Origin of the sequence: Methylomonas sp. HYX-M1 (assembly GCF_040741385.1) — a bacterium.
Taxonomy (GTDB): Bacteria; Pseudomonadota; Gammaproteobacteria; order Methylococcales; family Methylomonadaceae; genus Methylomonas; species Methylomonas rhizoryzae.
In genome coordinates this window covers 3,798,533-3,820,061 of the sequence record NZ_CP160405.1, presented here as the reverse complement: position 1 = coordinate 3,820,061, position 21,529 = coordinate 3,798,533, and the positions used below count along the sequence as shown (strand labels likewise).

Annotated in this window: 17 protein-coding genes and 2 tRNA genes; 9 read left to right on the top strand and 10 right to left on the bottom strand. The window is 52.8% G+C overall.

Annotation, left to right across the window (positions count from 1 at the left end; genetic code table 11):
- Positions 1-143 precede the first annotated feature (143 nt).
- The 3 genes from AB0A83_RS17375 to AB0A83_RS17365 all read left to right on the top strand — a co-directional run bounded on the left by AB0A83_RS17375 (position 144) and on the right by AB0A83_RS17365 (position 4,221).
- Positions 144-1,601: an esterase-like activity of phytase family protein gene (locus tag AB0A83_RS17375; RefSeq protein ID WP_367154820.1), complete on the top strand. Its 1,458-nt coding sequence runs from the start codon at positions 144-146 to the stop codon at positions 1,599-1,601.
- A 761-nt stretch (positions 1,602-2,362) separates the two neighbouring features.
- Positions 2,363-3,271: a recombination-associated protein RdgC gene (rdgC, locus tag AB0A83_RS17370; protein ID WP_150050565.1), complete on the top strand. Its 909-nt coding sequence runs from the start codon at positions 2,363-2,365 to the stop codon at positions 3,269-3,271.
- Positions 3,271-4,221: a L,D-transpeptidase family protein gene (locus AB0A83_RS17365; RefSeq protein WP_150050563.1), complete on the top strand. Its 951-nt coding sequence runs from the start codon at positions 3,271-3,273 to the stop codon at positions 4,219-4,221. Before rdgC ends, AB0A83_RS17365 begins: the two co-directional genes overlap by 1 nt.
- Positions 4,222-4,405: 184 nt before the next feature.
- On the opposite strand, the gene AB0A83_RS17360 is transcribed toward AB0A83_RS17365, so the two are convergent.
- Together AB0A83_RS17360 and AB0A83_RS17355 are read right to left on the bottom strand one after the other, a co-directional pair.
- Positions 4,406-4,684, bottom strand: coding sequence for an Lpp/OprI family alanine-zipper lipoprotein (locus tag AB0A83_RS17360; RefSeq protein WP_150050561.1), 279 nt, complete (start codon positions 4,682-4,684; stop codon positions 4,406-4,408).
- An 83-nt stretch (positions 4,685-4,767) separates the two neighbouring features.
- Positions 4,768-5,319 carry a L,D-transpeptidase gene (locus AB0A83_RS17355; protein ID WP_150050559.1) on the bottom strand — a complete coding sequence of 184 codons (552 nt, stop codon included), beginning with the start codon at positions 5,317-5,319 and terminating at the stop codon, positions 4,768-4,770.
- A gap of 70 nt (positions 5,320-5,389) precedes the next feature.
- On the opposite strand from AB0A83_RS17355, the gene AB0A83_RS17350 reads away from it, so the two are divergent.
- From AB0A83_RS17350 to AB0A83_RS17335, 4 genes are all read left to right on the top strand, one after another.
- Complete coding sequence (locus AB0A83_RS17350; protein ID WP_150050557.1) at positions 5,390-7,024, top strand: alpha-D-glucose phosphate-specific phosphoglucomutase; 1,635 nt, start codon at positions 5,390-5,392, stop codon at positions 7,022-7,024.
- Between the two features lie 371 nt (positions 7,025-7,395).
- Positions 7,396-10,128, top strand: coding sequence for a calcium-binding protein (locus AB0A83_RS17345; RefSeq protein WP_367154819.1), 2,733 nt, complete (start codon positions 7,396-7,398; stop codon positions 10,126-10,128).
- 37 nt (positions 10,129-10,165) lie between these two features.
- Positions 10,166-11,686: a fumarate hydratase gene (locus AB0A83_RS17340; RefSeq protein WP_367154818.1), complete on the top strand. Its 1,521-nt coding sequence runs from the start codon at positions 10,166-10,168 to the stop codon at positions 11,684-11,686.
- 161 nt (positions 11,687-11,847) lie between these two features.
- Positions 11,848-12,546: a hypothetical protein gene (locus AB0A83_RS17335; protein ID WP_150050552.1), complete on the top strand. Its 699-nt coding sequence runs from the start codon at positions 11,848-11,850 to the stop codon at positions 12,544-12,546.
- Between the two features lie 296 nt (positions 12,547-12,842).
- Here AB0A83_RS17335 and AB0A83_RS17330 read toward each other — a convergent pair whose 3' ends face one another.
- From AB0A83_RS17330 to AB0A83_RS17300, 7 genes are all read right to left on the bottom strand, one after another.
- A complete protein-coding gene (locus AB0A83_RS17330; protein ID WP_150050550.1) occupies positions 12,843-14,162 on the bottom strand; it encodes a UDP-glucose/GDP-mannose dehydrogenase family protein in 1,320 nt (439 codons plus the stop codon).
- A 19-nt stretch (positions 14,163-14,181) separates the two neighbouring features.
- The gene (locus AB0A83_RS17325; protein ID WP_367156180.1) at positions 14,182-15,105 is read right to left on the bottom strand and encodes an NAD(P)-dependent oxidoreductase; all 924 of its coding nucleotides are present in this window, start codon (positions 15,103-15,105) and stop codon (positions 14,182-14,184) included.
- Entirely contained in the window at positions 15,092-16,918 is a 1,827-nt protein-coding gene (gene speA / locus AB0A83_RS17320; protein WP_150050546.1) for a biosynthetic arginine decarboxylase, read from the bottom strand. Before speA ends, AB0A83_RS17325 begins: the two co-directional genes overlap by 14 nt.
- Before the next feature lie 283 nt (positions 16,919-17,201).
- Positions 17,202-17,933 (bottom strand): monofunctional biosynthetic peptidoglycan transglycosylase, encoded by a 732-nt coding sequence (mtgA, locus tag AB0A83_RS17315; RefSeq protein WP_367154817.1) that lies wholly within the window; start codon positions 17,931-17,933, stop codon positions 17,202-17,204.
- Between the two features lie 121 nt (positions 17,934-18,054).
- Positions 18,055-18,597 carry a DNA-deoxyinosine glycosylase gene (locus AB0A83_RS17310; RefSeq protein WP_150050542.1) on the bottom strand — a complete coding sequence of 181 codons (543 nt, stop codon included), beginning with the start codon at positions 18,595-18,597 and terminating at the stop codon, positions 18,055-18,057.
- A gap of 130 nt (positions 18,598-18,727) precedes the next feature.
- Positions 18,728-19,519: a UDP-2,3-diacylglucosamine diphosphatase gene (locus AB0A83_RS17305; RefSeq protein WP_150050540.1), complete on the bottom strand. Its 792-nt coding sequence runs from the start codon at positions 19,517-19,519 to the stop codon at positions 18,728-18,730.
- 245 nt (positions 19,520-19,764) lie between these two features.
- Positions 19,765-20,163, bottom strand: coding sequence for a hypothetical protein (locus AB0A83_RS17300; protein WP_150050538.1), 399 nt, complete (start codon positions 20,161-20,163; stop codon positions 19,765-19,767).
- A gap of 446 nt (positions 20,164-20,609) precedes the next feature.
- Between AB0A83_RS17300 and AB0A83_RS17295 the strand changes: the two genes are divergently transcribed.
- Positions 20,610-20,685, top strand: a tRNA-Gly gene (locus tag AB0A83_RS17295).
- A 45-nt stretch (positions 20,686-20,730) separates the two neighbouring features.
- Positions 20,731-20,804: transfer RNA gene (locus AB0A83_RS17290), tRNA-Cys, on the top strand.
- 278 nt (positions 20,805-21,082) lie between these two features.
- Here the strand turns inward: AB0A83_RS17290 and AB0A83_RS17285 are convergent.
- A complete protein-coding gene (locus AB0A83_RS17285; protein WP_150050536.1) occupies positions 21,083-21,529 on the bottom strand; it encodes a CBS domain-containing protein in 447 nt (148 codons plus the stop codon).

Here is a 21,529-nt window from a genome sequence, read left to right as displayed (position 1 = left end):
AACCGCACTTCAGTAACGATGTTGTAACAAACCGACATTAGGCTATCCGCCATTGCTTGCCAACGAGCAGGCAATTCGGCGGCTGCCGTAAGTATTTAGACGAATCCGGTGGCCATGGTTAGGCTTTTAATTGCGATTCGGTCATGAACAAAATTTTATTGCAAGGGGTGTTGTTGGCACTCGCGGGCGCCGGCGCGGCGCAGGCGGCGCCGATGTTGTTGGCGGTGGGTTCGTTAACCGGCACTGAGGATTTATCCGGTTTGAGCGGTACGTTGGAAAACGGCGTCGATGCCGCGAACGTGTTGGGCGGTATCGGCTCGGGCTTGGCTTATGCCGGCAACCATACGTTTTTGGCCCTGCCCGACAGAGGTCCTAACGCCACTGCATGGAACAGCGCCGTGGACGACACCACGTCTTACATCGCTCGCTTCCAAACCGTCAGCATGGCGTTGACTCCGTCAGCTTCCGGCCCCTTGCCGTTCACCCTGACGCCGACGCTGACCGATACCACCTTGCTCAGCAGTTCTACGCCGCTGAATTACGGCGCGGTCACCCCCAGCATCAACACCGCCAGCCAGTATTATTTCAGCGGCCGATCCGATAATTTCGCCGCCGGCTTATCCACCAATCCGAATAACGGTCGTCTGGACCCGGAAGGTGTACGGGTATCTAACGACGGTACCAAGGTTTACATCTCCGACGAATACGGCCCGTACGTATACGAATTCGACCGCGCGACCGGCGAGCGTACCAAAACCTTCACGCTGCCGGACAGCTTTGCGATAAGCGATTTGTCGTCCATGGCCTCCGCGGAAATCGCCGGCAATAGCATCGGGCGGGTGACCAACAAAGGTATGGAAGGCTTGGCGATTACTCCGGACGGCAAAACCTTGGTCGGCTTCGAGCAAAGCGCGTTATTGCAAGACGGCGGCGACGGCGCGCGGGTTAACCGTATCGTCACGATAGACATCGAAACCGGCGCTACCCACGAATACGCTTACGACAATTATTTGGACGACAAAGGCAAGGGCTACAACAGCAGCGAAATTTTGGCCATCAACGACCACGAATTTTTGGTGCTGGAGCGTGACGGCAAAGGCTTGGGCGACGGCAGTAATGCATCGGTCAAGCGCTTGTATTCTATAGACTTGGACGGTGCGGACGAGGTGAGCAGCATCTTCGGCGAGACGGAGCTATTGGCGCACGCCGTGGAAAAGTCGCTGTTTTTGGACATCAAGACTGCGCTTAACGACGCCGGTTTCAGCAATTCGCAAATTCCGTCCAAATTGGAGGGCGCGGCGTTCGGTGAAGATGTGGTCGACGGCAACGGGACTTTGTATCACACCTTGTATATCGCCAACGATAACGATTTTCTGCCGGATTACGCCGGACAGAATCAATTTTTTGTCTTCGGCTTTACCGATGCGGATTTGAACGGCAGCGTGTTGGAACTGCAGCAAATCGCCGCCGTACCGCTGCCGGCAGCCGGTTGGTTGTTTGCCGGCGGTTTGCTGGGTGGTTTGAGAATGCGTAGACATAAGCGTTGCGCTCCCGAAAAACTTTTATTTGCTGGAGTGATGCCGCTTTTTCATGAGCGTTAGGTAAACGGTTTGCGTCTAATTCGCCGTCTGCGATGGCGCGGCGAGTTGGGCGGCCGTTGCCCGGTCGTGGATGTTCGAGCGATAAGCCACGCCGATGGGCTAGGCTTCCGGCAATCCTGAAGCGAAAATGATCAAATCCGGCTTTGCTAAGGATTTCGCTAATAACAACTTCCCTATTTTCTCAAGCCTTATGGATGCCTAGACCCAAATCCCGTTTGCCGCGCTGAGCACCGAAGGATTTGCATGCGCAGCACCCGCGGCGAGGTACATGGACGTACCGAGTGCATAGCCCGCGAGGGGTGCGGCAAAGATGCCGCACGTTTTCCGAGGGGCAGGAGCCCCTTCGGAAAACCCCGTTCAAATCCTTAGTCGCGCAGGATTCGTGCGGCTGTCGGGTGTCGGCTGACTCGGGCCTTCCAGGTCCTCGCACTGCGTGCGCCGTTGGCGGTGCAGGAACCGAGGTTAAATCAAACCGTCGCACTAGCGACTCAAAAACCGATAGCCTTTAATAAAGCGTGCTCTCTCAATTTCGGGACGTTATTTGTGACGGTATCCGAACCCGACTTCCATCACGTTTTTTTACTGTTTTCCGCTACGAATAAGCTGAAATTGTGTAAGGCCCCAAACCGGCCTAACTTGCGGTTGACCGCGCTTTATGAATCGCGCATCGGAAAGGCCGAAAAACTTGTCCGGAGCAACGGTCGCCGTTCTAAGGTCAACGGAAATTTGCGATAATCCCGTCCTTTTTGACGAGTCATTTCATGTGGTTTAAAAATCTGGCGGTTTACCGGTTTACCGAGCCGTTTTCTCTCACTCCCGACGAGTTGCAACAAAAACTGGCGCAACAGCCGTTTAAGCCGTGCGGCGGCCATGATCAATACAGTTTCGGCTGGACTTCGCCTCTCGGTAAATCGGCGGAGGCGTTGGTGCATGCCGCGAACGGCTGTATGATGGTTTGCGCCAAAAAAGAGGAAAAGGTCGTACCCGCCACGGTGATCAACGAGATGTTGGCGGAGCGCATCGATGAAATCGAAGAGAGGGAGGCGCGCAAGCTGCCGGCTAAGGAGCGCAGCCGCTTAAAAGACGAACTGATTTTCGACCTGCTGCCCCGAGCGTTTTCGTTTTCCAAAAAAACCTATGCGTATATCGACAGTCGCGGCGGCTGGCTGATTGTGGACGCGGCGTCGGCCAAAAAAGCCGAGGACTTGCTGAGCAACATGCGCAAATGCCTAGGTTCTTTGCCGGTAGTACCGATTGGGGCCGGCCTAAAGCCGTCGGGCATGATGACGGTGTGGCTGACGACTCAAGCGACGCCGGCCGATCTGCAAATAGAAGACGAATGCGAACTGCGTTCGCCGGAAGAGGAAGGCGGTATTATCCGTTGTAAGCGCCACGATCTGAGTTTGCCGGAAATCAAAAATCACCTCGACAGCGGCAAGCAGACGATTAAGTTGGCGTTAAGTTGGGATGATAGACTGTCGTTCGTATTGGACGAGAGTTTGGCCGTTAAGCGTTTAAAGTTTTTAGATTTGATTCAAGAGCAAAGCGATGAGATCGAGGCTTTCGACGACGCCGAACGTTTTGATGCCGACTTTTCCATTATGAGCGCGGAACTGGGCCGATTCATTCCGCGTCTACTTGAATTATTTTCTGCCGAGGATAAGCCTTAATGAAACGTTTTGGATTTGCTCTGCTAATCGCGCTTTGTTGCGTTCGGGCAAACGCATTGACCTTGCCGGCGCCGGATAGACCCGGTGACAGTATTATCGGCAGTCCGCCTTACAATGCCAAATACGTTAATGCAAGGTACGAAGATACCTTGATCGATATAGCGGTTGCGCATAATTTAGGGCAGGATGAAATCGTGTTGGCGAACCCGACGGTCGACCGCTGGTTGCCGGGGACAGGAACGCCGGTGCGGATTCCGAGCAGTTTTATATTGCCTAACGCGCCGCGGCAGGGGATAGTGGTGAATTTGCCGGAAATGCGGATTTACTATTTTCCGGATGCCAGCCACGTAGTCACCTATGCGGTAGGTATAGGTCGGGTGGATTGGAAAACGCCATTGGGGCATACGCAAATTGCCGGCAAAACGGAAAATCCGTCTTGGACGCCGCCGCCCTCCATTATCGCCGAGCATTTGGCGGACGGCGACGTGCTGGATCCCTACTATCCGCCCGGTCCGGATAATCCCTTGGGCCTATACGCTTTCCGTTTAGGGATTCCGGGTTATTTAATTCATAGCACGAATAAGGTTAACGGCATAGGCATGCGCGTCAGCCACGGATGTATGCGCATGTATCCTGCCGACATCGAGCAGTTTTTCCCGGCGGTAAAAGTCGGTACCACGGTAAATTTGGTCAATCAGCCGATCAAAGTCGGTTGGTACCACGATACCCTCTATATTCAGGTTTATCCGGAAATGGAAGAAATGCCGACCAGTTTCGAGCAGCGGGTGGAAACGGCTTTGAATTTATTGCAACAAGCCAACAACGGCCAAATGCCGGTTATCAAGGGAGCGGTGTTGAAGTCGGCTTTGAGTAAACCGTCGGGAATTCCGATAGCGATTTACGAACGGCCTGCGGCTGCGCAGCAGGCGTCTATTCCGGCGGCGCATTGACTTTTTTCAAAGTTCGCCCGAGAGAGGCATTTCGCCGCTCCCGGGCCGATTTTTAGAAGGGAAATCGGTTGGCAAGGGTGAAAACTGTTGGTGCCGGGCTTGCCTAAACTAAATAACGGCGCGCCTAAAAGCAAAAAGCCCGTGACCTTGCGGTTCACGGGCTTTTTTACAACAACGGTGTTGCTTATTTGTGTTGTGATTTTTTGAACATACGGTCCAATTTGCTGTTGGTGTCTTGAGCGTATTGAGCAGCGCGGTTAGCAGCAGCTTCGGCAGCGGCAGCTTTGGCAGCAGCTTCGGCAGCGGCAGCTTTGGCAGACGCAGCGTCAGCAGAAGCAGCAGCAACTTGCGGTTTCAGAGTATCGATTTGAGCTTGCAAGTTTTCGATGTCGCCGTTGGTTGCGCAACCGGTGGCCAAAACAGCAACAGCAGCAAGTGCAGTCAGTTTTACAGCTTTCATCATGGTTTTCCCCTTGATTGTGGTTTAAAAAACAAAAAAGAACATACGGTGGTAATTTTCCAACATTTGTTTGGAATTTACCAACATTATTTCACGGTAACTGGCGTGCCTTTTTCCACATATTGACTCAGTTTGTCAATCTGATCGTTGGTCAAAGCGATACAGCCGTGAGTCCAGTCAAACACCTCATGAACGCTCAGGCTGCCGCTGCCTAAGCCGTGAATTCCAATTTGCCCGCCGAGCGGCGTGTTTTGCGGCGGAATGTTTCCTCTGTCATAGGCTTGGCGGATTGCATCGTAAGTGGCCGGGTCTATGCGGCCATTGCTCAATGCGTGTTCGGCGTGCTCAGGGTTAGGATAGGTCAAGCCGAAGAATTTGCGAAACGAGCTTTTGTCGTTTATCCAGCCGATACGAAAATTTCCTAACGGGGTGACATCGTCGCCGCGCTGTTCTTTAAGGCCGGCACCTTTACGGCCTATTACCACGTGTTCCAGGGTTTCTAAAGTATCTTCGCCTTTTTTGATTTCCAAGTTGCGAGTTTGCGTGTCGATCAGCAGCCATACGTCCGGATCGGCGTTGCTGGATTGAGTGGAAGCAAGGCTAAGCAGTAAAGCGGTTAGCATCGATTTTCGTCTCATAACGACCTACAAATAATCAGTATTTTAGTGTAATTTAAGGAACTCTACTTGCAGCACTACAGGGTAAAACATGCAAATAATAACCCATAACACCACGCCCTACGATGACCAAAAACCCGGTACCTCGGGTTTACGGAAGAAAGTGAAAGTTTTTCGGACACCAGGCTATCTGGAAAACTTTGTCCAGTCTATTTTCAATAGTTTAGATGATTTTCAGGGAAAAATTCTAGTATTGGGCGGTGACGGGCGTTACTACAACCGGCAGGCGATTCAAATCATTATTAAAATGGCCGCGGCAGCCGGTTTCGGCGAGCTGATCATAGGCCGAGGCGGTTTGCTGTCTACCCCGGCCGCATCGAATGTCATCCGCAAATATCAGGCATTCGGCGGCATTGTGTTGTCAGCAAGCCACAATCCGGGCGGTCCGGACGAAGACTTCGGCATCAAATACAACGTTGGCAACGGCGGACCGGCACCGGAGAAATACACCGACGCCTTTTATCACAACACCAAGACTATCGATAGTTACCGAATTGCCGACATGACGGATGTCGACCTTGATACGTTGGGCGAGTTTCGCATCGGCGCATTACGCATACGCATCATCGATCCGGTAAGCGATTATGCCGAGTTGATGGCGCAAATCTTCGATTTCGAGTTGATCAAGCAAAGCATAGCGGCCGGCTTGATAACCCTGCGTTTCGATGCGATGCACGCGATCACAGGCCCATACGCCAAACAGATATTGGAAGAGGTATTGGGCGCCGCGCCCGGCTCGGTGATTAACGCCGTTCCGCTGGAGGATTTCGGCGGCGGCCATCCCGACCCTAATCTGGTGCATGCCCACGAACTGGCGGAGATTATGTTCGGCGAGCGTCCGCCCGTATTCGGCGCGGCATCGGACGGCGACGGCGACCGCAATATGATCATGGGGGCGCATTGTTTCGTCACGCCTAGCGACAGTTTGGCCATTATGGCTGCCAATGCCGGATTGGTACCGGCTTATGCCAAAGGGATTAGCGGCGTGGCCCGCTCCATGCCCACCAGTCAGGCGGTCGATAGAGTGGCTGACGCGTTGGGTTTGCCTTGCTACGAAACGCCGACCGGTTGGAAGTTTTTCGGCAATTTGCTGGATGCGGACAAAATCACCTTATGCGGCGAAGAGAGTTTCGGTTCCGGCTCCAACCACGTTCGGGAGAAAGACGGGCTATGGGCCGTGTTGTTTTGGCTGAACCTGATTGCCCGCAAACGTCAACCGGTCGCCGACATCGTGCATGAACATTGGCAAAAATACGGGCGGGATATTTACTGCCGCCATGATTACGAAGCCGTGGATTCTGAAATCGCCGACGGCATCGTCGAACATCTACGCGCACAGTTGGCCGAATTGCCCGGCCGTACCTGGGGCGAATATACGGTTAAGTACGCCGACGAATTTTGTTACACCGATCCCGTGGACCAAAGCGTCAGCCGTAACCAGGGTATACGCATCGGTTTCGAAAACGGCTCGCGCATCGTGTTTCGCTTGTCCGGCACCGGCACCGTAGGTGCTACTTTACGCATTTACTTGGAGCGTTACGAGCGCGACATAGCCAGGTTGGATCAAAATGCCCAAGAGGCGTTGGCCGAGTTGGTGGACATCGCCGAGCAACTGTGCCAAGTCAAACAACGCACGGGCATGACTGAGCCTACGGTCATTACTTAATCCGCAAAGCCCTAGGCCGAAGGCCGATCGTTTAAAGCGGCGATTTTGCGTTTAATCCCAACATCAAGGCGTTGTCCGCCGGCGGACAACGCCTTTTTTGTGGTCTTTTCGGTTTCGGTATGTGCCGCAGCCCGCACTTACCGAGCCTAACGGCAGGCTAAGCGGCTGAGATAGGCTATAGTTTGCCCCGGCAGCGCCGAAGCTGAGTCGGTTACTAGCGTTTGATGTGACCGACAAAGGCGTGCGCCGGAATTTAAAGCCCGGCTTATAAGCGCAATTTCCTAGGTTAGGATTGTCGATTTTATTGATGAAACAATATATTAGCGACGACCAGCTATTTTTCGCATTAAAGATTTAAGAGGCAAAACGACATGGCAACTATTGGTACGAGCGGTAACGATATTTTAACCGGCACTAACGGCAACGATAGTTTTGAAGGTGGAGCTGGCAAGGATGTTGTGGTTTTGAACGGCAGTTCCACCGAATATACCTTCAGTTATAGCGGCGGGGTGTTGACCGTTAAGGACAACAATACGGCCAATGGCGACGAAGGCACGGATACGCTGGTGGGCGTCGAAAAAATCCGGTTTTTGGGGGATGACAAACAGATTTCCCTATCGCAGGAAGTGTTGGCAAATGTCGAAACCGATGACGCCCAGACCGGTACCACCTTATTAGTTAATCCGCTGGGCGGTTTTATCAATTTTTGGCAAGGCAGCGACGGCTATTATTTTCGCAAATTCGACAACGACGGAAATCCGGACGGCGCCGAAACCCGAATTTTGGAAGGCGCTTCCGACGTGGTACCCGCTCTGTTTTCCAATGGCAGTATGGTGCTGGCCTGGACCGGCGACGATGCTGACGGAACCGGAATAAACGTGCAATTGTTCGATGCTGACGGTAAGGCCACTTCGGAAATTTTCCACGCTAACGATACCTTAACCGACAATCAAACCCAGCCGGCGATTGCCGTCCTGGAAGACGACAGTTTTGTGGTGGCTTGGACTTCAGCAAATCAGGGTGATTCGTTACACAACGGAAACTCCATGGGTGAAGATCCCAATCAAGCGGGCGTGTTTAGCCAGCATTTCGACAAAAAAGGCAACGCTTTAGGATGGGAGACGAAAGTTAGTGATTCCGGTGGCGGGGATCCGTTTGTAACGGCTTTGCAGGACGGCAGTTATATAGTGGGTTATGAAGCGACCAGAGTCGATACCGAGCAGATGTTAATCTTCGCTAAGTTGTACGATTCCGATGATCAATTTCAGCAATTTCTTTACAATTTTCTGGATAAAGATGATGACCCAATTTCCGGCACGGAAAATAGTTACGTAGATACTATTAACTCAACTGCAGAAACGACTGAATCGGATGTTGGTGATCCTCGGCATAACGAGCTTGCGAGCAAGGAGAAACTACCGACAGCAACTCAACTTTCAGGAGGTTCGATTGTCGTGGTATGGCAGGCGCCGGGTGATCCGTACCCTGTCAAAGACAATCCATTGGATGTGCATGACGGTAGTATTTACGCAAGGCTGTACGATGCAAGCGGTTTTGCGACTACTGCCGAAATTAAAGTTAATTCCTACACTACCTACGAACAATCCCAACCCGCAGTCGCCGCGTTAAGCGACGGCGGTTTCGTGGTTGTCTGGCAATCCATGCTGCAGGACGAAAGTTACTGGGGCGTGTACGGCCAACGCTTCGACGCCGGCGGCAACAAAGTCGGCTCGGAATTCCAAGTCAATACCACCACTCACGATTCGCAGCAACAACCCACCGTGATAGGTTTGAGCGACGGCGGCTTCGTCGTATCCTGGGAAGCGCAGTATCAAGACGGTAATCAGCAAGGGGTGTTTCAGGACGGCGACAAATTGACCGAAATCGTCATGCAACGTTACGACGCCGACGGCAACGCGGTCGGTCAATCTTTCGCCGGTACGGTGGCCGACGACGTGATTGCGATTAGCGGCAGCGACGGTGTGGAAATCGATGGTGCGGCCGGTAACGATACTCTGACAGGTGGCGACGGCGGCGACACGCTACGCGGAGGAGCCGGGAACGACATGCTGGACGGCGGTAACGGTGACGATACCTTGATCGGTGGAGACGGTAACGATATTTTCATCGCCGGTTTGGGTAACGATGTATTTGTCGGCGGAGAGGGTAGCGACGTGATCAAGCTCAGTCGAGCGTTAAAAGACTATACCGTTACCGGCGCCGACGGCGTTTATACCGTGACCAGCGTGGACGGCGAATATACTGTCATCGGCGTGGAGAAATTGGAGTTCACCGATCGCGTGAAAACGTTGGTAGGCAGTATTGGTGGCGGGGGAAGCGGGATTACCGGTGTAAATGAGGTAGATACGGAAACAACAGAGGTTAAAACTTTAGAGGGGACAGAAAACAACGATACGTTGACAGGAGGCAATATCAAAGGTGGCCGCGATATTTTGGCCGGTGGCGCCGGCAACGATACCTATATCGCCATAGGCAAAAAACTGACCATTTACGATACGGCGGGTATCGATACCTTGCAGGTGGCGTCTAGCATCGATTTGAGCAATCCGGCGAAAAACCCGATTTTAGGCCTGGAGAGTATCGAAAACGTCACACTGACCGGTAGGCAAGGTTTCAAGTTGATCGGCAGCAGCGCCGACAACCGTTTGGAAGGCAACGACGGAGCAAACAAAATCGACGGCGGTGCCGGCGACGACATCATTATCGGCGGATTGGGTCGGGACAGGCTGACCGGGGGCGACGGTTCGGATATATTCTTTTTCGATAAAGAACCTAGCAAAAGTAATTGGGATTTGATTACCGACTTTTCCAGTTCGGACAGCATTATGCTGGATTCGTCCACCTTCGAAGGATTGGATTCCAATGTAGATGACGGCGTTACCATTAACTTTATCAGCGGCTATGGCCGCACCCGCGCCGACGTCGATAGCGATTCGTTTCTGGTTTACGATACCAAAACCGGTAAACTGTATTACGACGCCATTAGTAATTCCAAAGCGGTACTAATCGCTAAAGTGGGCGTGTTGGACGGTAGTAGTTTTACTCCCGCCTCGTTGACCGCCGATTCTTTCGATCTGGTTTGAGCGAGTTTTCGCTCGCGAACTTTAATCTCTATTTGCCATGAATCCGATTCGCCAAGAAGACTTCATCAGCAGCATAGCCGATGCCTTGCAATTCATTTCCTATTACCATCCGGCGGATTTTATCAAGGCGCTAAACGAGGCTTATGTAAAAGAACAAAGTCCTGCAGCCAAGGACGCCATGGAACAGATTTTGATTAACTCCAGAATGTGCGCGGAAGGCAAACGGCCAATCTGCCAGGATACCGGTATCGTGACGGTATTTTTAAAGATAGGCATGGACGTGCGCTGGGAGGCTACGCTGAGCGTAACGGACATGGTCAACGAAGGCGTGCGCCGGGCTTATCTACAGCCGGATAACGTGTTAAGAGCGTCAATCTTGGCCGACCCCGCCGGAAAACGCATCAATACCAAAGACAATACGCCGGCCGTAGTGCATATGGAGGTCGTTAAGGGCAATACGGTGGAAGTGGAATTAGCGGCCAAGGGCGGGGGCTCGGAGGCGAAAGCCAAGTTTGCCATGTTGAATCCGGCCGACAGCATTGTCGATTGGGTGTTGAGTGTGGTACCAACCATGGGGGCCGGTTGGTGCCCGCCGGGGATTTTGGGAATCGGCATAGGCGGCACGGCGGAAAAAGCTATGCTGTTGGCCAAACAGGCCTGTATGCAGGCTATTGATATTCAAGAGTTGTTGGCGCGCGGGCCGCAAAATGCGCTGGAACAGCTCCGCTTGGAACTATTCGACAAGGTGAACGCATTAGGCATAGGTGCACAAGGCTTGGGAGGCTTGACCACCGTGCTGGACGTTAAAATTCTGGATTATCCTACTCATGCCGCGAACAAGCCGGTTGCCGTGATACCGAATTGTGCCGCGACCCGTCACGCGCACTTCGTGTTGGACGGTTCGGGGCCTGCGCAATTGACGACGCCAAATTTGGCCGATTGGCCGCAAATCGTGCAAACCGTGTCCAACGCACGGCGAGTGAATTTGGATGGATTACGTAAAGAAGATCTGGAATCTTGGCAGCCCGGAGAGACCTTGTTATTGAGCGGAACCTTGTTGACCGGTCGCGATGCCGCGCACAAACGCATCGTGGAATTGTTGAACAACGGGCAGAGTCTGCCGGCCGGCGTGGAATTGGCCAACAAATTCATTTATTACGTCGGCCCGGTCGATCCGGTTCCGGGCGAAGTCGTCGGTCCGGCCGGACCGACGACAGCGACGAGGATGGACGCATTCACCGAAAAGGTATTGGAGAAGACCGGATTGTTAGGGATGATAGGTAAGGCCGAGCGTGGATCCAAAGCCGTGGCGGCGATTAAAAAGCACAAGGCGGTTTATTTGATCGCCGTTGGCGGCGCGGCGTATTTGGTATCCAAGGCTATCAAGCAAGCGCGGGTAGTCGCTTTTGCCGACTTGGGCATGGAAGCCATACACGAGTTTGTCGTGGAAGACATGCCGGTCACCGTTGCCGTCGATTGCCGCGGCGTATCCATACACGCTAGAGCGCCAAGGGAATGGCAAACGAAAATAGGCAAAATTCCCGTCACGATCGAATAGTTTCCTTCGAAAATCCTATCAACAAAGGCCTGATGAGGCCGATAGTGCGAGTTTATCTGTACCAGCGGGCAATAGGATCCGGCAAGATTTCAGCTACGATTTAGTCGGTGCTTTTTAACGGGTAAACCCATTTTATACTGCCAGCGCAGAGGCGAAACATCATGCAACAACGCTTTTTCTTATCACTATTTTTCTTCGTTGTCGCGCTGATGCTGCCTTTGCGCAGCGTGCAGGCAGCGTTTTTCAACCCCGATCCGAACGTATTTTATGACGACAGCGGGGCGGAGATGTTTAAGCCGGTATCGTTGAATGTCTTTTTAGGCATGGAGGCTTTAGACATCGGCTCTTTGCTCTTCTCGCAGTCTGTGTTCGGGTTTTATTTCGTCGATACGGATCCTACCATCGCAGCTAACAGAATTGCGCTCTGGGGGCCGGATACCCACAATACGTTCTCAAACCCGCAAGCGGCCATCGTGCTGTTGGATTACGGCGTCGTGCTGGATACCGGCTTGAATGTGACATCTACCTTTTCGGCGGCAAGCAACGTCATCGGTTTCTATTACGAATTGCCGGCTGTCGCGGGTGGCGTAACCCTATTCAGTCAAGCGGCGTTGAATCCCAACGGCATCGATGCATTCGGGTTCTTTCCGCTGATTAGCGACCCGACTGCTTATTTACTGGAAATTCTGGTGCCTTTCGATGACGGCTCGATACTGCCTTTGGGTATTGAGTTTCTCGCCAATCTGGCTCCGGTCACCGGAACCGGTAACGTTCCCGAGCCGGGCATCTTACCCTTGTTGATATTGGCTTTACTGACGTATGGTGCGGTAACGCGCAATTCCGCTCGGATTTCAGCATAATAAAAAGCTGCGCTGGTTTATTGTTTCGATCTAAATTTCTACTTTGTGCCGGTTGAGTAATTGATTTCAGCTTGTCCAGCCGGCCGTATTTTCCGCAATCGACCCGATTGTGCCTGCAAAATTAAATTTCGCATCAGTTCTTGCCTTTATCCGGGCGGCCGGCGTCGGATGCGCGCTTTCGTTAATTTAACGGGATCGGCTTTGGCGACAAGCAAGCCGCTGAAGGATGATGCTTGGGTGATGGCGGGTTTTCGTGCCAAGATCAGTTCGATCGGGCACGAAAACCGAACTGAGGATTAACGGCCTATCGAGAAGTATTCCAAGCCGTGATGTTTCAGGATCTTGGGCTCGTACATGTTACGGCCGTCGAAGATGACTTTATCGCGTAACAGGCCGCCAAGTTTGTCGAAATCCGGGCTGCGGAATTGTTTCCATTCGGTCACGATGACTAAGGCGTCGGCGTCGTTCAGTGTATCTATTTGTGCTTCGCAATAAATCAATCCGGGGTTGTCGCCGTAAATACGCTTAGCCTCGTGCAGCGCTTCCGGATCGTAGGCCTTGACCGAGGCACCGGCGGCGATTAAAGCTTCCAGCAAAACCCGGCTAGGTGCTTCGCGCATGTCGTCGGTATTAGGTTTGAAGGCCAAGCCCCAAAGTGCAAATGTTTTACCTTTAATCCCTTCGGGATAGCGGGCGCTGATTTTTTCGAACAAACGGTGTTTTTGCCGGTCGTTGACGTTTTCGACCGCGTTCAGCAATTCGGCGTGATAACCCATTTCTTTAGCGGTGCGTTCCAAGGCTTTGACGTCTTTAGGAAAACACGAGCCGCCGTAGCCGCAGCCAGGATAGATGAAGCTATAGCCGATGCGGCTGTCGGAGCCTATGCCGTGGCGCACGCTCTCGATGTCGGCGCCTAAACGTTCTGCCAGGTTGGCGAGCTCGTTCATAAAGCTGATTTTGGTCGCCAGCATTGCGTTGGCTGCATATTTGGTCAATTCGGCGGAACGGATGTCCATGTTGATGACTCGTTCCCTGCTGCGGTTGAACGGCGCGTACAAGGCTTTTAACAGCTCTGCGGTGCGCGGGTTGTCTGTGCCGATGACGATGCGGTCAGGCTTCATAAAATCGTCCAGTGCCGAGCCTTCCTTTAAAAATTCCGGGTTGGATACCACGTCGAATTCCACGCTTTCGCCACGTTCCGCCAAGACGTCCAGCATGGTTTGCCTGACCTTGTCGGCGGTACCGACCGGCACGGTGGATTTGTCGACCACGATTTTGTAGTCCTGCATGTTTTCGGCGACGCTACGGGCAACGGCCAATACATAGCGCAAGTCAGCGGAACCGTCTTCGTCCGGAGGGGTTCCTACTGCGATGAATTGGAACAAGCCGAAATCGACGGCTTCTTTTACGTCGGTCGTAAAATGCAAGCGGTCGGCGGCCATATTGTCCTTGATCATCTCTTCCAAGCCGGGTTCGTAGATTGGAATGATGCCTTGTTTCAGTTTGTCTATCTTGTTTTGATCGACATCCATGCACATGACTTGATTGCCGACATCGGCCAGGCAGGCGCCGGTCACCAGACCTACGTAACCGCTACCGAAAACTGTGATTCTCATGTTTTATCCTCGTTTATGTTCAGGGTTTGCGTTTTATTCGATATAAGGCGGAAATGTCTTCGTCGCCGTAGCCTTGTTGCATCAGCTGTGCGTATTCCGATACGGTCCGTTCGGTCAGAGGAATGGCTGTTCCGGTTTGTGCGGCTATCTCCCGGCAGATCAACAAATCCTTGTGATGCAAAGCCAGCTTGAAGCCGGGCTTGAACAGGCCTTGGGTCATGGTTTTGCCGCGATGTTGCAAAAACCAATTGCCGGCCGCACCGCCGCAGACCACGTCTATCACTTTATCCAGGTCCAGGCCTTGCGCTTGGGCGAAGCTCAAGGCTTCGGTAACCGCTTGATTGATGCCGGCGCACATGACTTGGTTGACGGCCTTGCACGCTTGCCCGGAGCCGGTCGGCCCTAAGTGTTCGATTCTAGCGGTCATGCATTCGAGTATAGGACGTACCCGCGCCAGCACAGCGGGGTCGCCGCCTATCATCATCGCCAAGCTGCCTTTGTTGGCGCCTTCGACGCCGCCCGATACCGGGGCGTCTAAAAAATGCGCTTGTTTGCCGGCCAGAGCGGCAGCTGCTCGAACCGCGGTATTACTGCCGACAGTGGAGGTATCGATTACCACGCTACCCGGCTTGATGGTGGCGGCGATGGCGTCGATTACATCCATCACATCGTTATCGGCCGATACGCAGATGAAAATCACGTCGCTTTGTTCGGCCAGACTTTGCACCGAGTCGTAAACCGTAACCGTCAATTCGGTAGCCAGTTCGTGCGCTTTGGAACAGGTGCGGTTATATACCGCTTGTAAATAGCCGCCTTTGGCCAAGTTTTTTGCCATGCCTTGGCCCATGGCGCCTAGGCCGATGAAGCCTACTTTCATGTATTCTCCGTTGCTAAAAGGTCGGTTTGCACTGAAACCCGTGTGCGCCTGCTTATTTTTCCAAATAAGTATAGGCGTTCAATCCGGCTAAAAGCTCTTGTTCGAATAGTTGTTGCTGCGCTTGAGGGAGTTTCGAACTCGCTAAACGCTGTCGGTAAGCCGATTTGAGTGCTTCGGTGTCGATGTGCACGTAATCGAGCAGCTCGCTAACGTCTTCCCCGGCCATAAAGTCGCCGAAGCGATAGCCGTTGTCTGCCAGTTCGATATTGATCGAATGGGTGTCGCCGAACAAATTGTGCATGTCGCCCAATATTTCCTGATAAGCGCCCAACATGAAAAAACCGATCAAATAGTCCTGTTCGTCGTCGATTGCGTGCAAGGGCAGGGTGTGGCTGACGTTGTGCCGATCTACGTATTGATCGATGCGGCCGTCCGAGTCGCACGTCAAATCCTGCAGTACGGTGCGGCGCGACGGACGTTGCTGCAAGCGCTGAATCGGCAGGATGGGGAAAATTTGCTCTATGCCCCAAATGTCCGGCATGGATTGAAACAACGAGAAATTGCAGAATACCTTATCCGCCAGTTTTTCGTCCAATTCTTGCAGAATCTCGCGGTGTTGATGGTTTTCCGTATTTAGGCGGCCTTGTATCTGCCGGCATAAGCTTACGTAGTGTTTTTCGGCTTCGGCCAGTTGCGATAACGATAAATCGCCTTGTACGAATTGCGCGCGGGCTTGGGCAATATCGAATTGGGCGTTGTGGTAGGCCTCGGCGAGGTTGGTTGCGTTAAAGCTGTGCTGTTCCGTATCGCTTTGCAAACTTTCCACTTCGGTAACATTGGTGATCAGCACTGCATGGTGGGCGGTAATCGCCCGGCCGGACTCGGTAATGATGTGCGGTTCGGGTAGATGGTGTTGGCGGCTGATTTCGGCAAACGCATGCACGATGTTGTCGGCGTATTCGGCCATGCTGTAGTTCATCGAGCACTCGCGCCGCGAACCGCTGCCGTCGTAATCCACGCCCAGACCGCCGCCGGCGTCGACCGTATTGATGTTTGCGCCCAGGCTGCGTAACTGCACGTAAAATTGACCGGCTTCTTTCAACGCCAATTTGATGTCGTGAATGTTGGCGATTTGCGACCCCATGTGAAAGTGCATCAATTGCAGGCAATCTAGCAGGTTCATTTGCCCCAGTTGTTCTATCAGCTGCAAGACTTCGCTGGCATGCAAGCCGAATTTGGATTTCTCGCCGCCGCTGTTTTGCCATTTGCCGGCGCTAATGGTGGAAAGCCTAACCCGCATCCCGATCAAAGGCCGAACCTGCAACTTGGCGGCTTCTTCGACGATCAGCCCCAGCTCCGAGGGTTTCTCGATGACGATGAAGACCGACAAACCCATCAATTGCCCCATCAAGGCCATCCGGATATAAAGCCGGTCTTTATAGCCGTTGCAGACGATGGTGCCGCCCGGTTTGATCAGGCCCAGTATTGCCAACAATTCCGGTTTGCTGCCGGCTTCCAGGCCTATGTTATCGGCCGACACGATGCTTTGCACCACGTTGCCTTGTTGGTTGACTTTAATCGGGTAGACCGGGGTGTAATTGCCGTTGTAGCGGTATTTGTCGCGCGCCAGGTCGAAAGCTTGCTGCAACTGCACTATCCGGTCGCGCAAGATGTCGGTAAAGCGTACCAGCACCGGAAAATTCAAGCCGCGCCCGCGCAACGCTTGGGCGACTTCGAATAAATCGATGGTTTGTTCCGTTGCCAAACGCGGCTTAACGCAAACGTGGCCTTGCCGGTTGATAGAGAAATACCCACCACCCCATTGATCGACGGCGTAAAGTTGTTTGGATTCTTCAATCGACCATGATTCTGTTTGCACGCATACGCCCCTAGTAATGTCTTCTAAATCCCGGAAATTCTAAAATAAAACGCAACGCATCAGTAGCCGAATTAGCTGCATTACCTTTAAAAACGCTAGGCTCCGGGGTTGAATAGGTGCTGTCGCTGCCGAATGCCCCGTTCCCTAAGCTTATGTTAATTCCCAACTATGACAGCAAAGGCATCCTGACGGTCTTGAAGGTATCTCGCCATCCCCGTCGTTAACATTAGCGTGGGGTGGGGGCGACGCTTGTCCCGATAGCCTGCCGCGTATATTTTTCCGACTAGGAGTTAGCCAGCGTCATCTGTCTGAGTATCCAATCGCGCCTATGCAGTAGATAGCGGCTGGGATTGTCCGCACGCAGTTTTAGCGGATTAGGTAGGGTGGCGGCTAGCAGGGCCGCCTGGCTGCGGGACAACTGGCGGGCGGGAATGCCGAAATAGGCGCGACTGGCCGCTTCTATGCCGAATAAGTGGTCGCCGAATTCGGCGACATTCAAATACACTTCCAAAATTCTGGCCTTGCTCCAAATCGTTTCTATCAGCATGGTAAACCACACTTCCAACGCTTTGCGTGCGGCATTGCGGGCCGGGGTCAAAAACAAGTTTTTCGCCACTTGTTGGCTGATGGTGCTGGCGCCGCGTAGCTTGCCGCCACGTTGATACACCTGATAAGCCTGGCGGATTGCGTCGGTATCGAAACCGGAATGCCGGTAAAACTTTTGATCCTCCGATGCGATGACTGCGGCGAACGCGTGCCGGGAAATCTGCCGGCTGGCGCACCACTGCTGCTCGATAGGGCGAAAACGGCTGTTTTGCAGCCAATCGTCTACATGGCGTTGCAGCATAAAAGCCGTGGTCGGCGGCGGTACGGCAGCGAGTATGCCGACAGCGGCGGCCGAACTGAGCGTAAAACCGAGCAGACCGTAAGCCAGACCGCGCCGTAGCGCCTTAACCCAGGTGTTGCGAGGAGCTGTCGCAAGACTGCGGTATCGGGAACGGCGATATCTGGACATTAAGCGAGAAATTGACAAGCGTTAAACACGGGAGACTTTGGTTCGTATCGGATAAACGCAGTTCGGTCTTGGTTGGCCGATAGTTTACCGTAGCTGAAGCCGGCAACGAACGGCATTTTGATTAAGGCCGATTTCGAGCCGCACTCGTATCGCCCGGTATTTGCAAGGCGGCGGTTACCGTTTGCCATTGTTGGAGTTTCTGCTGAAAATTCAATGCCGCGTGGGCCGGACTGGTGGAGGGCAGGCGCTGCAAGCACAACTCTGTCAATGATAAAGCCGGTAACACGGCGCGGCGAAAGGTTTGCTCCGCCGTGGCACCGTTAAAAAAGACGTGCCGTATTTGCGGGTGTTCGGTTAAAAAGCCGGCAAAATCGTTCACGACCATGCTGGGTTTGGCGATGTCGGCATCCAAACTGCCGGGACGCCGGCAGGATTGCAGCACGTCCCACAAGGCGATGTGCGCGTCTAACAGTGCCAGTCGCTTTTCGGCATAATCCTGCCACGACTCGCGGTCTAATAAGGCGGCGAGTATGGCCCAAAACTGGTTGCGTGGATGGGCGTAATATTGGCCGGCTTGTAAGGAGGCCAGGCCCGGCATGCTGCCCAAAATCAGCACTCGGGCGTCAGGGGCGGCGATAGGCGGAAAACTGAAAACAGTGGACATGAAGGCAAGGGCGCAAAGGCGAATCGGCGCAGGCAAATGAGCGGGGATTAAAACGGATTTCCAGGCAATGGGAAAGAGCGATTTTCGCTACGCCAACCTGAGATATTGCGGCTTTTTGGAATGGCGGGTTTCAGCCAACTTCTATCAGGGTATCTTCCCGGTCGTTATGCTCCGCTAGCGACAAAGGATGCCATTTGATCAGCTCCAGCCGGCCGTCGTGGTGTTCGACGATCGCGGTGCAGCTTTCCACGAAATCGCCGGTATTAACGTACATAAAGCCTTCGATTTGTTTGATTTCCGCGTGGTGAATATGCCCGCAGATTACGCCGTCTACGCCTTCTTTTTTCAAGGTCTTGACGATGCTCTCTTCGTAGTCCGACATGAATTGCACGACATTTTTGACCTTGAATTTGATATAGGCCGCCAGCGAAAAGTGCGATTGCACGCCGAAAATCCGCCTGAACGAGCGCACGAATCGGTTGATTTGAATCAGCCAGTCGTAACCTATGCTGCCCAATTTCGCCATCCAGCGATGGTGTTGGGCGATAGTGTCGTATTCGTCGCCGTGCACCACCAAAAAGCGCCGGCCTTGGGCGGTAGTGTGAATATCCGATTGTTTAATCAAAATGTCGCCGAACACGTAATCGGTGTAATCGCGCACGTTTTCGTCGTGATTGCCCGGTATGTAGATCACTTGGGTGCCATGCCGGGCTTTGCGCAGGATTTTCTGGATGACGGTGTTGTGGCTTCCAGGCCAGTACATTTTTTTGGACAAGGCCCAAAAGTCGATAATGTCGCCGACCAAATACAACTTGTGGCTGTCGTTGTGCTTCAGAAAGTCCAGCAGAGTATCGGCTTGACATTGAGTGGAGCCGATATGCAGATCGGAAATCCAAATAGTGCGGTACTGTAATTTATTCATAATTTCCAGGCGAAAGGGTATAAGGCCAAGCGGCCGGCCCGACCTTCGTCTGAAATTCTAGGGGAGCGCGATGACAGAAATATGACAAGCCTATTCTCGCGAGTTCGGTCGAGGTTGCTGCTTTTTTTGTGCGGTGGCATCGCCGATCTAAGCTTGAAAAACGGCTAGGGGAGGGAGCGTAACGACCTTGCCGCTGTCGATGCCGCAACGATGGAAGCGCCGCCGCAATCGGCAGCGCGTCAAAGTTATTCGCCCACTTTTAACAACCAGCCGCTTTCCGCGTCGCATTTGCTGAATTTGGCTTTGAGTGAAACAGAAATTCGCACAACGGTGTTTTTGATGTCTTCCGGCAGTTTGCCTTTCACCAAATAAAACGTTTCCTTGTCTTCAACGCTGAGCGGGATGGTTTGATTCTTGATCTGCACATGAATGTGGTTAGGACCATTGCTGCCGGAGGCGAAAAACGAAAACTCCGAACCGGGAGAGACTTGAGTCATGTTTTCCGGCGTTTGCCGGCTGACTTTGGCTTTAATGCAAGCTTGGTCGCCGCTACCGCCGCCATGGCCGATATGTCCTGTCGATTGTGCCCAAGCGGAACTGCATAGCAGCAAGGGTATAACGAAGCCGAATTGACGTTTGAACATTGCTTCCCTCTATCGTTTGTAATATTTATCAGTCATTCATTATAGGTGTTCGACGTTTTGCCAGCATGCGAATCTGACGTTTGTTCATTTTTTATCCGCGCCGGTAATCTTTTCCTGACCGGTTCAATCCCATTTGAATGCGGAAGGGGAGCTTGGCCGAAGGTCAGTGTTTCTTTAGGTTCGCCTGTGTTTTGCCTTGATGCCGACTTTACTTTGCGGCAGATGTTTTTACAGAGGGCAGGAGGTCGACGCGAGGGCCGGCGAGGGTGGTAAAATGCTGGAGAATAGAGGTCCGTGATAAGATACTCTTTGAATATCAAAAAGATAAAGTCGATACCTTAACTTGAATTTGTTTTCACCGCATTTGTGCGCGATTGCCTCCGGAGAGCGGTCACAAATGGGAGTTGACAGGCAAAAAATATCACGTATAATGACAAAAATTCCAAGCGGGAATAGCTCAGTTGGTAGAGCACAACCTTGCCAAGGTTGGGGTCGCGAGTTCGAGTCTCGTTTCCCGCTCCAGATTTGTAAAGCCGCGTGAACTCGCGGCTTTTTTGTTTGGATAACGGCTGCGTAGCAAAGTGGTTATGCACCGGCCTGCAAAGCCGTCTACACCGGTTCGATTCCGGTCGCAGCCTCCATTAGTGGATTCAACACAGTTCAACGAAGTACCTGAAACCCGCAAGCTGTAAGGCTTAGCGGGTTTTTTATTGTTCAATAGCGTTCAACGGGATACATTGAAATCCAGGGGTAACTGGGGGTAACTCCGCCCTATCCGACATTGCCTGCAGGAATGCCCATAAAAGCGACAAAGCCAAAAACGGCAAGGCCTCAAGCCATTCGAGGAAAAAGGTTTGTTTTCTACTTGGCCGTAGCCTGATTGGGCTGACGGCTTTAGTGATTCCGGATGACGCAAAGTTTAGGTTTGTTGTTCTCTCGCTTCCCGCTCCCGTTCGGTTTTAGCGAAAATGCGCAAAATATCGGTGGTGGTAACGATGCCTATCAGTTTTTCGCCTTCCACTACCGGCAACGAACCGATGCGGTTTTCCGCCATTAGGTGCGCGGCTTCGGACAGCCGGGTGGCGGGCGTTACCGTATAAACGCCTCGGTGCATGATGTGCGCGACTTTTTGCGACACCACGTGCAGTTGGCTGTTGTCCTTATTAGTCTGCACCACGTTGGAATTGCTTTTGGGACCCAGGGCTTTGTAGAGGTCTCTATCCGAAACGATGCCGATCAATTTGCCTTTTTCCAGAACCGGCAAATGACGAATTTTTTCGTAATGGATCAAAAAGAATACCCTGTCTATCAAATCGTTAGGGTCTACGGTAAACACTTTACTGGTCATTACGTCCGCGACGCGCAT

Coding starts and splice junctions, on each gene's coding strand:
- AB0A83_RS17375 (WP_367154820.1), top strand. CDS start 144: ATGAACAAAATTTTATTGCAAGGGGTGTTGTTGGCACTCGCGGGCGCC.
- rdgC (WP_150050565.1), top strand. CDS start 2,363: ATGTGGTTTAAAAATCTGGCGGTTTACCGGTTTACCGAGCCGTTTTCT.
- AB0A83_RS17365 (WP_150050563.1), top strand. CDS start 3,271: ATGAAACGTTTTGGATTTGCTCTGCTAATCGCGCTTTGTTGCGTTCGG.
- AB0A83_RS17360 (WP_150050561.1), bottom strand. CDS start 4,684: ATGATGAAAGCTGTAAAACTGACTGCACTTGCTGCTGTTGCTGTTTTG.
- AB0A83_RS17355 (WP_150050559.1), bottom strand. CDS start 5,319: ATGAGACGAAAATCGATGCTAACCGCTTTACTGCTTAGCCTTGCTTCC.
- AB0A83_RS17350 (WP_150050557.1), top strand. CDS start 5,390: ATGCAAATAATAACCCATAACACCACGCCCTACGATGACCAAAAACCC.
- AB0A83_RS17345 (WP_367154819.1), top strand. CDS start 7,396: ATGGCAACTATTGGTACGAGCGGTAACGATATTTTAACCGGCACTAAC.
- AB0A83_RS17340 (WP_367154818.1), top strand. CDS start 10,166: ATGAATCCGATTCGCCAAGAAGACTTCATCAGCAGCATAGCCGATGCC.
- AB0A83_RS17335 (WP_150050552.1), top strand. CDS start 11,848: ATGCAACAACGCTTTTTCTTATCACTATTTTTCTTCGTTGTCGCGCTG.
- AB0A83_RS17330 (WP_150050550.1), bottom strand. CDS start 14,162: ATGAGAATCACAGTTTTCGGTAGCGGTTACGTAGGTCTGGTGACCGGC.
- mtgA (WP_367154817.1), bottom strand. CDS start 17,933: ATGTCCAGATATCGCCGTTCCCGATACCGCAGTCTTGCGACAGCTCCT.
- AB0A83_RS17310 (WP_150050542.1), bottom strand. CDS start 18,597: ATGTCCACTGTTTTCAGTTTTCCGCCTATCGCCGCCCCTGACGCCCGA.
- AB0A83_RS17305 (WP_150050540.1), bottom strand. CDS start 19,519: ATGAATAAATTACAGTACCGCACTATTTGGATTTCCGATCTGCATATC.
- AB0A83_RS17300 (WP_150050538.1), bottom strand. CDS start 20,163: ATGTTCAAACGTCAATTCGGCTTCGTTATACCCTTGCTGCTATGCAGT.
- AB0A83_RS17285 (WP_150050536.1), bottom strand. CDS start 21,529: ATGCGCGTCGCGGACGTAATGACCAGTAAAGTGTTTACCGTAGACCCT.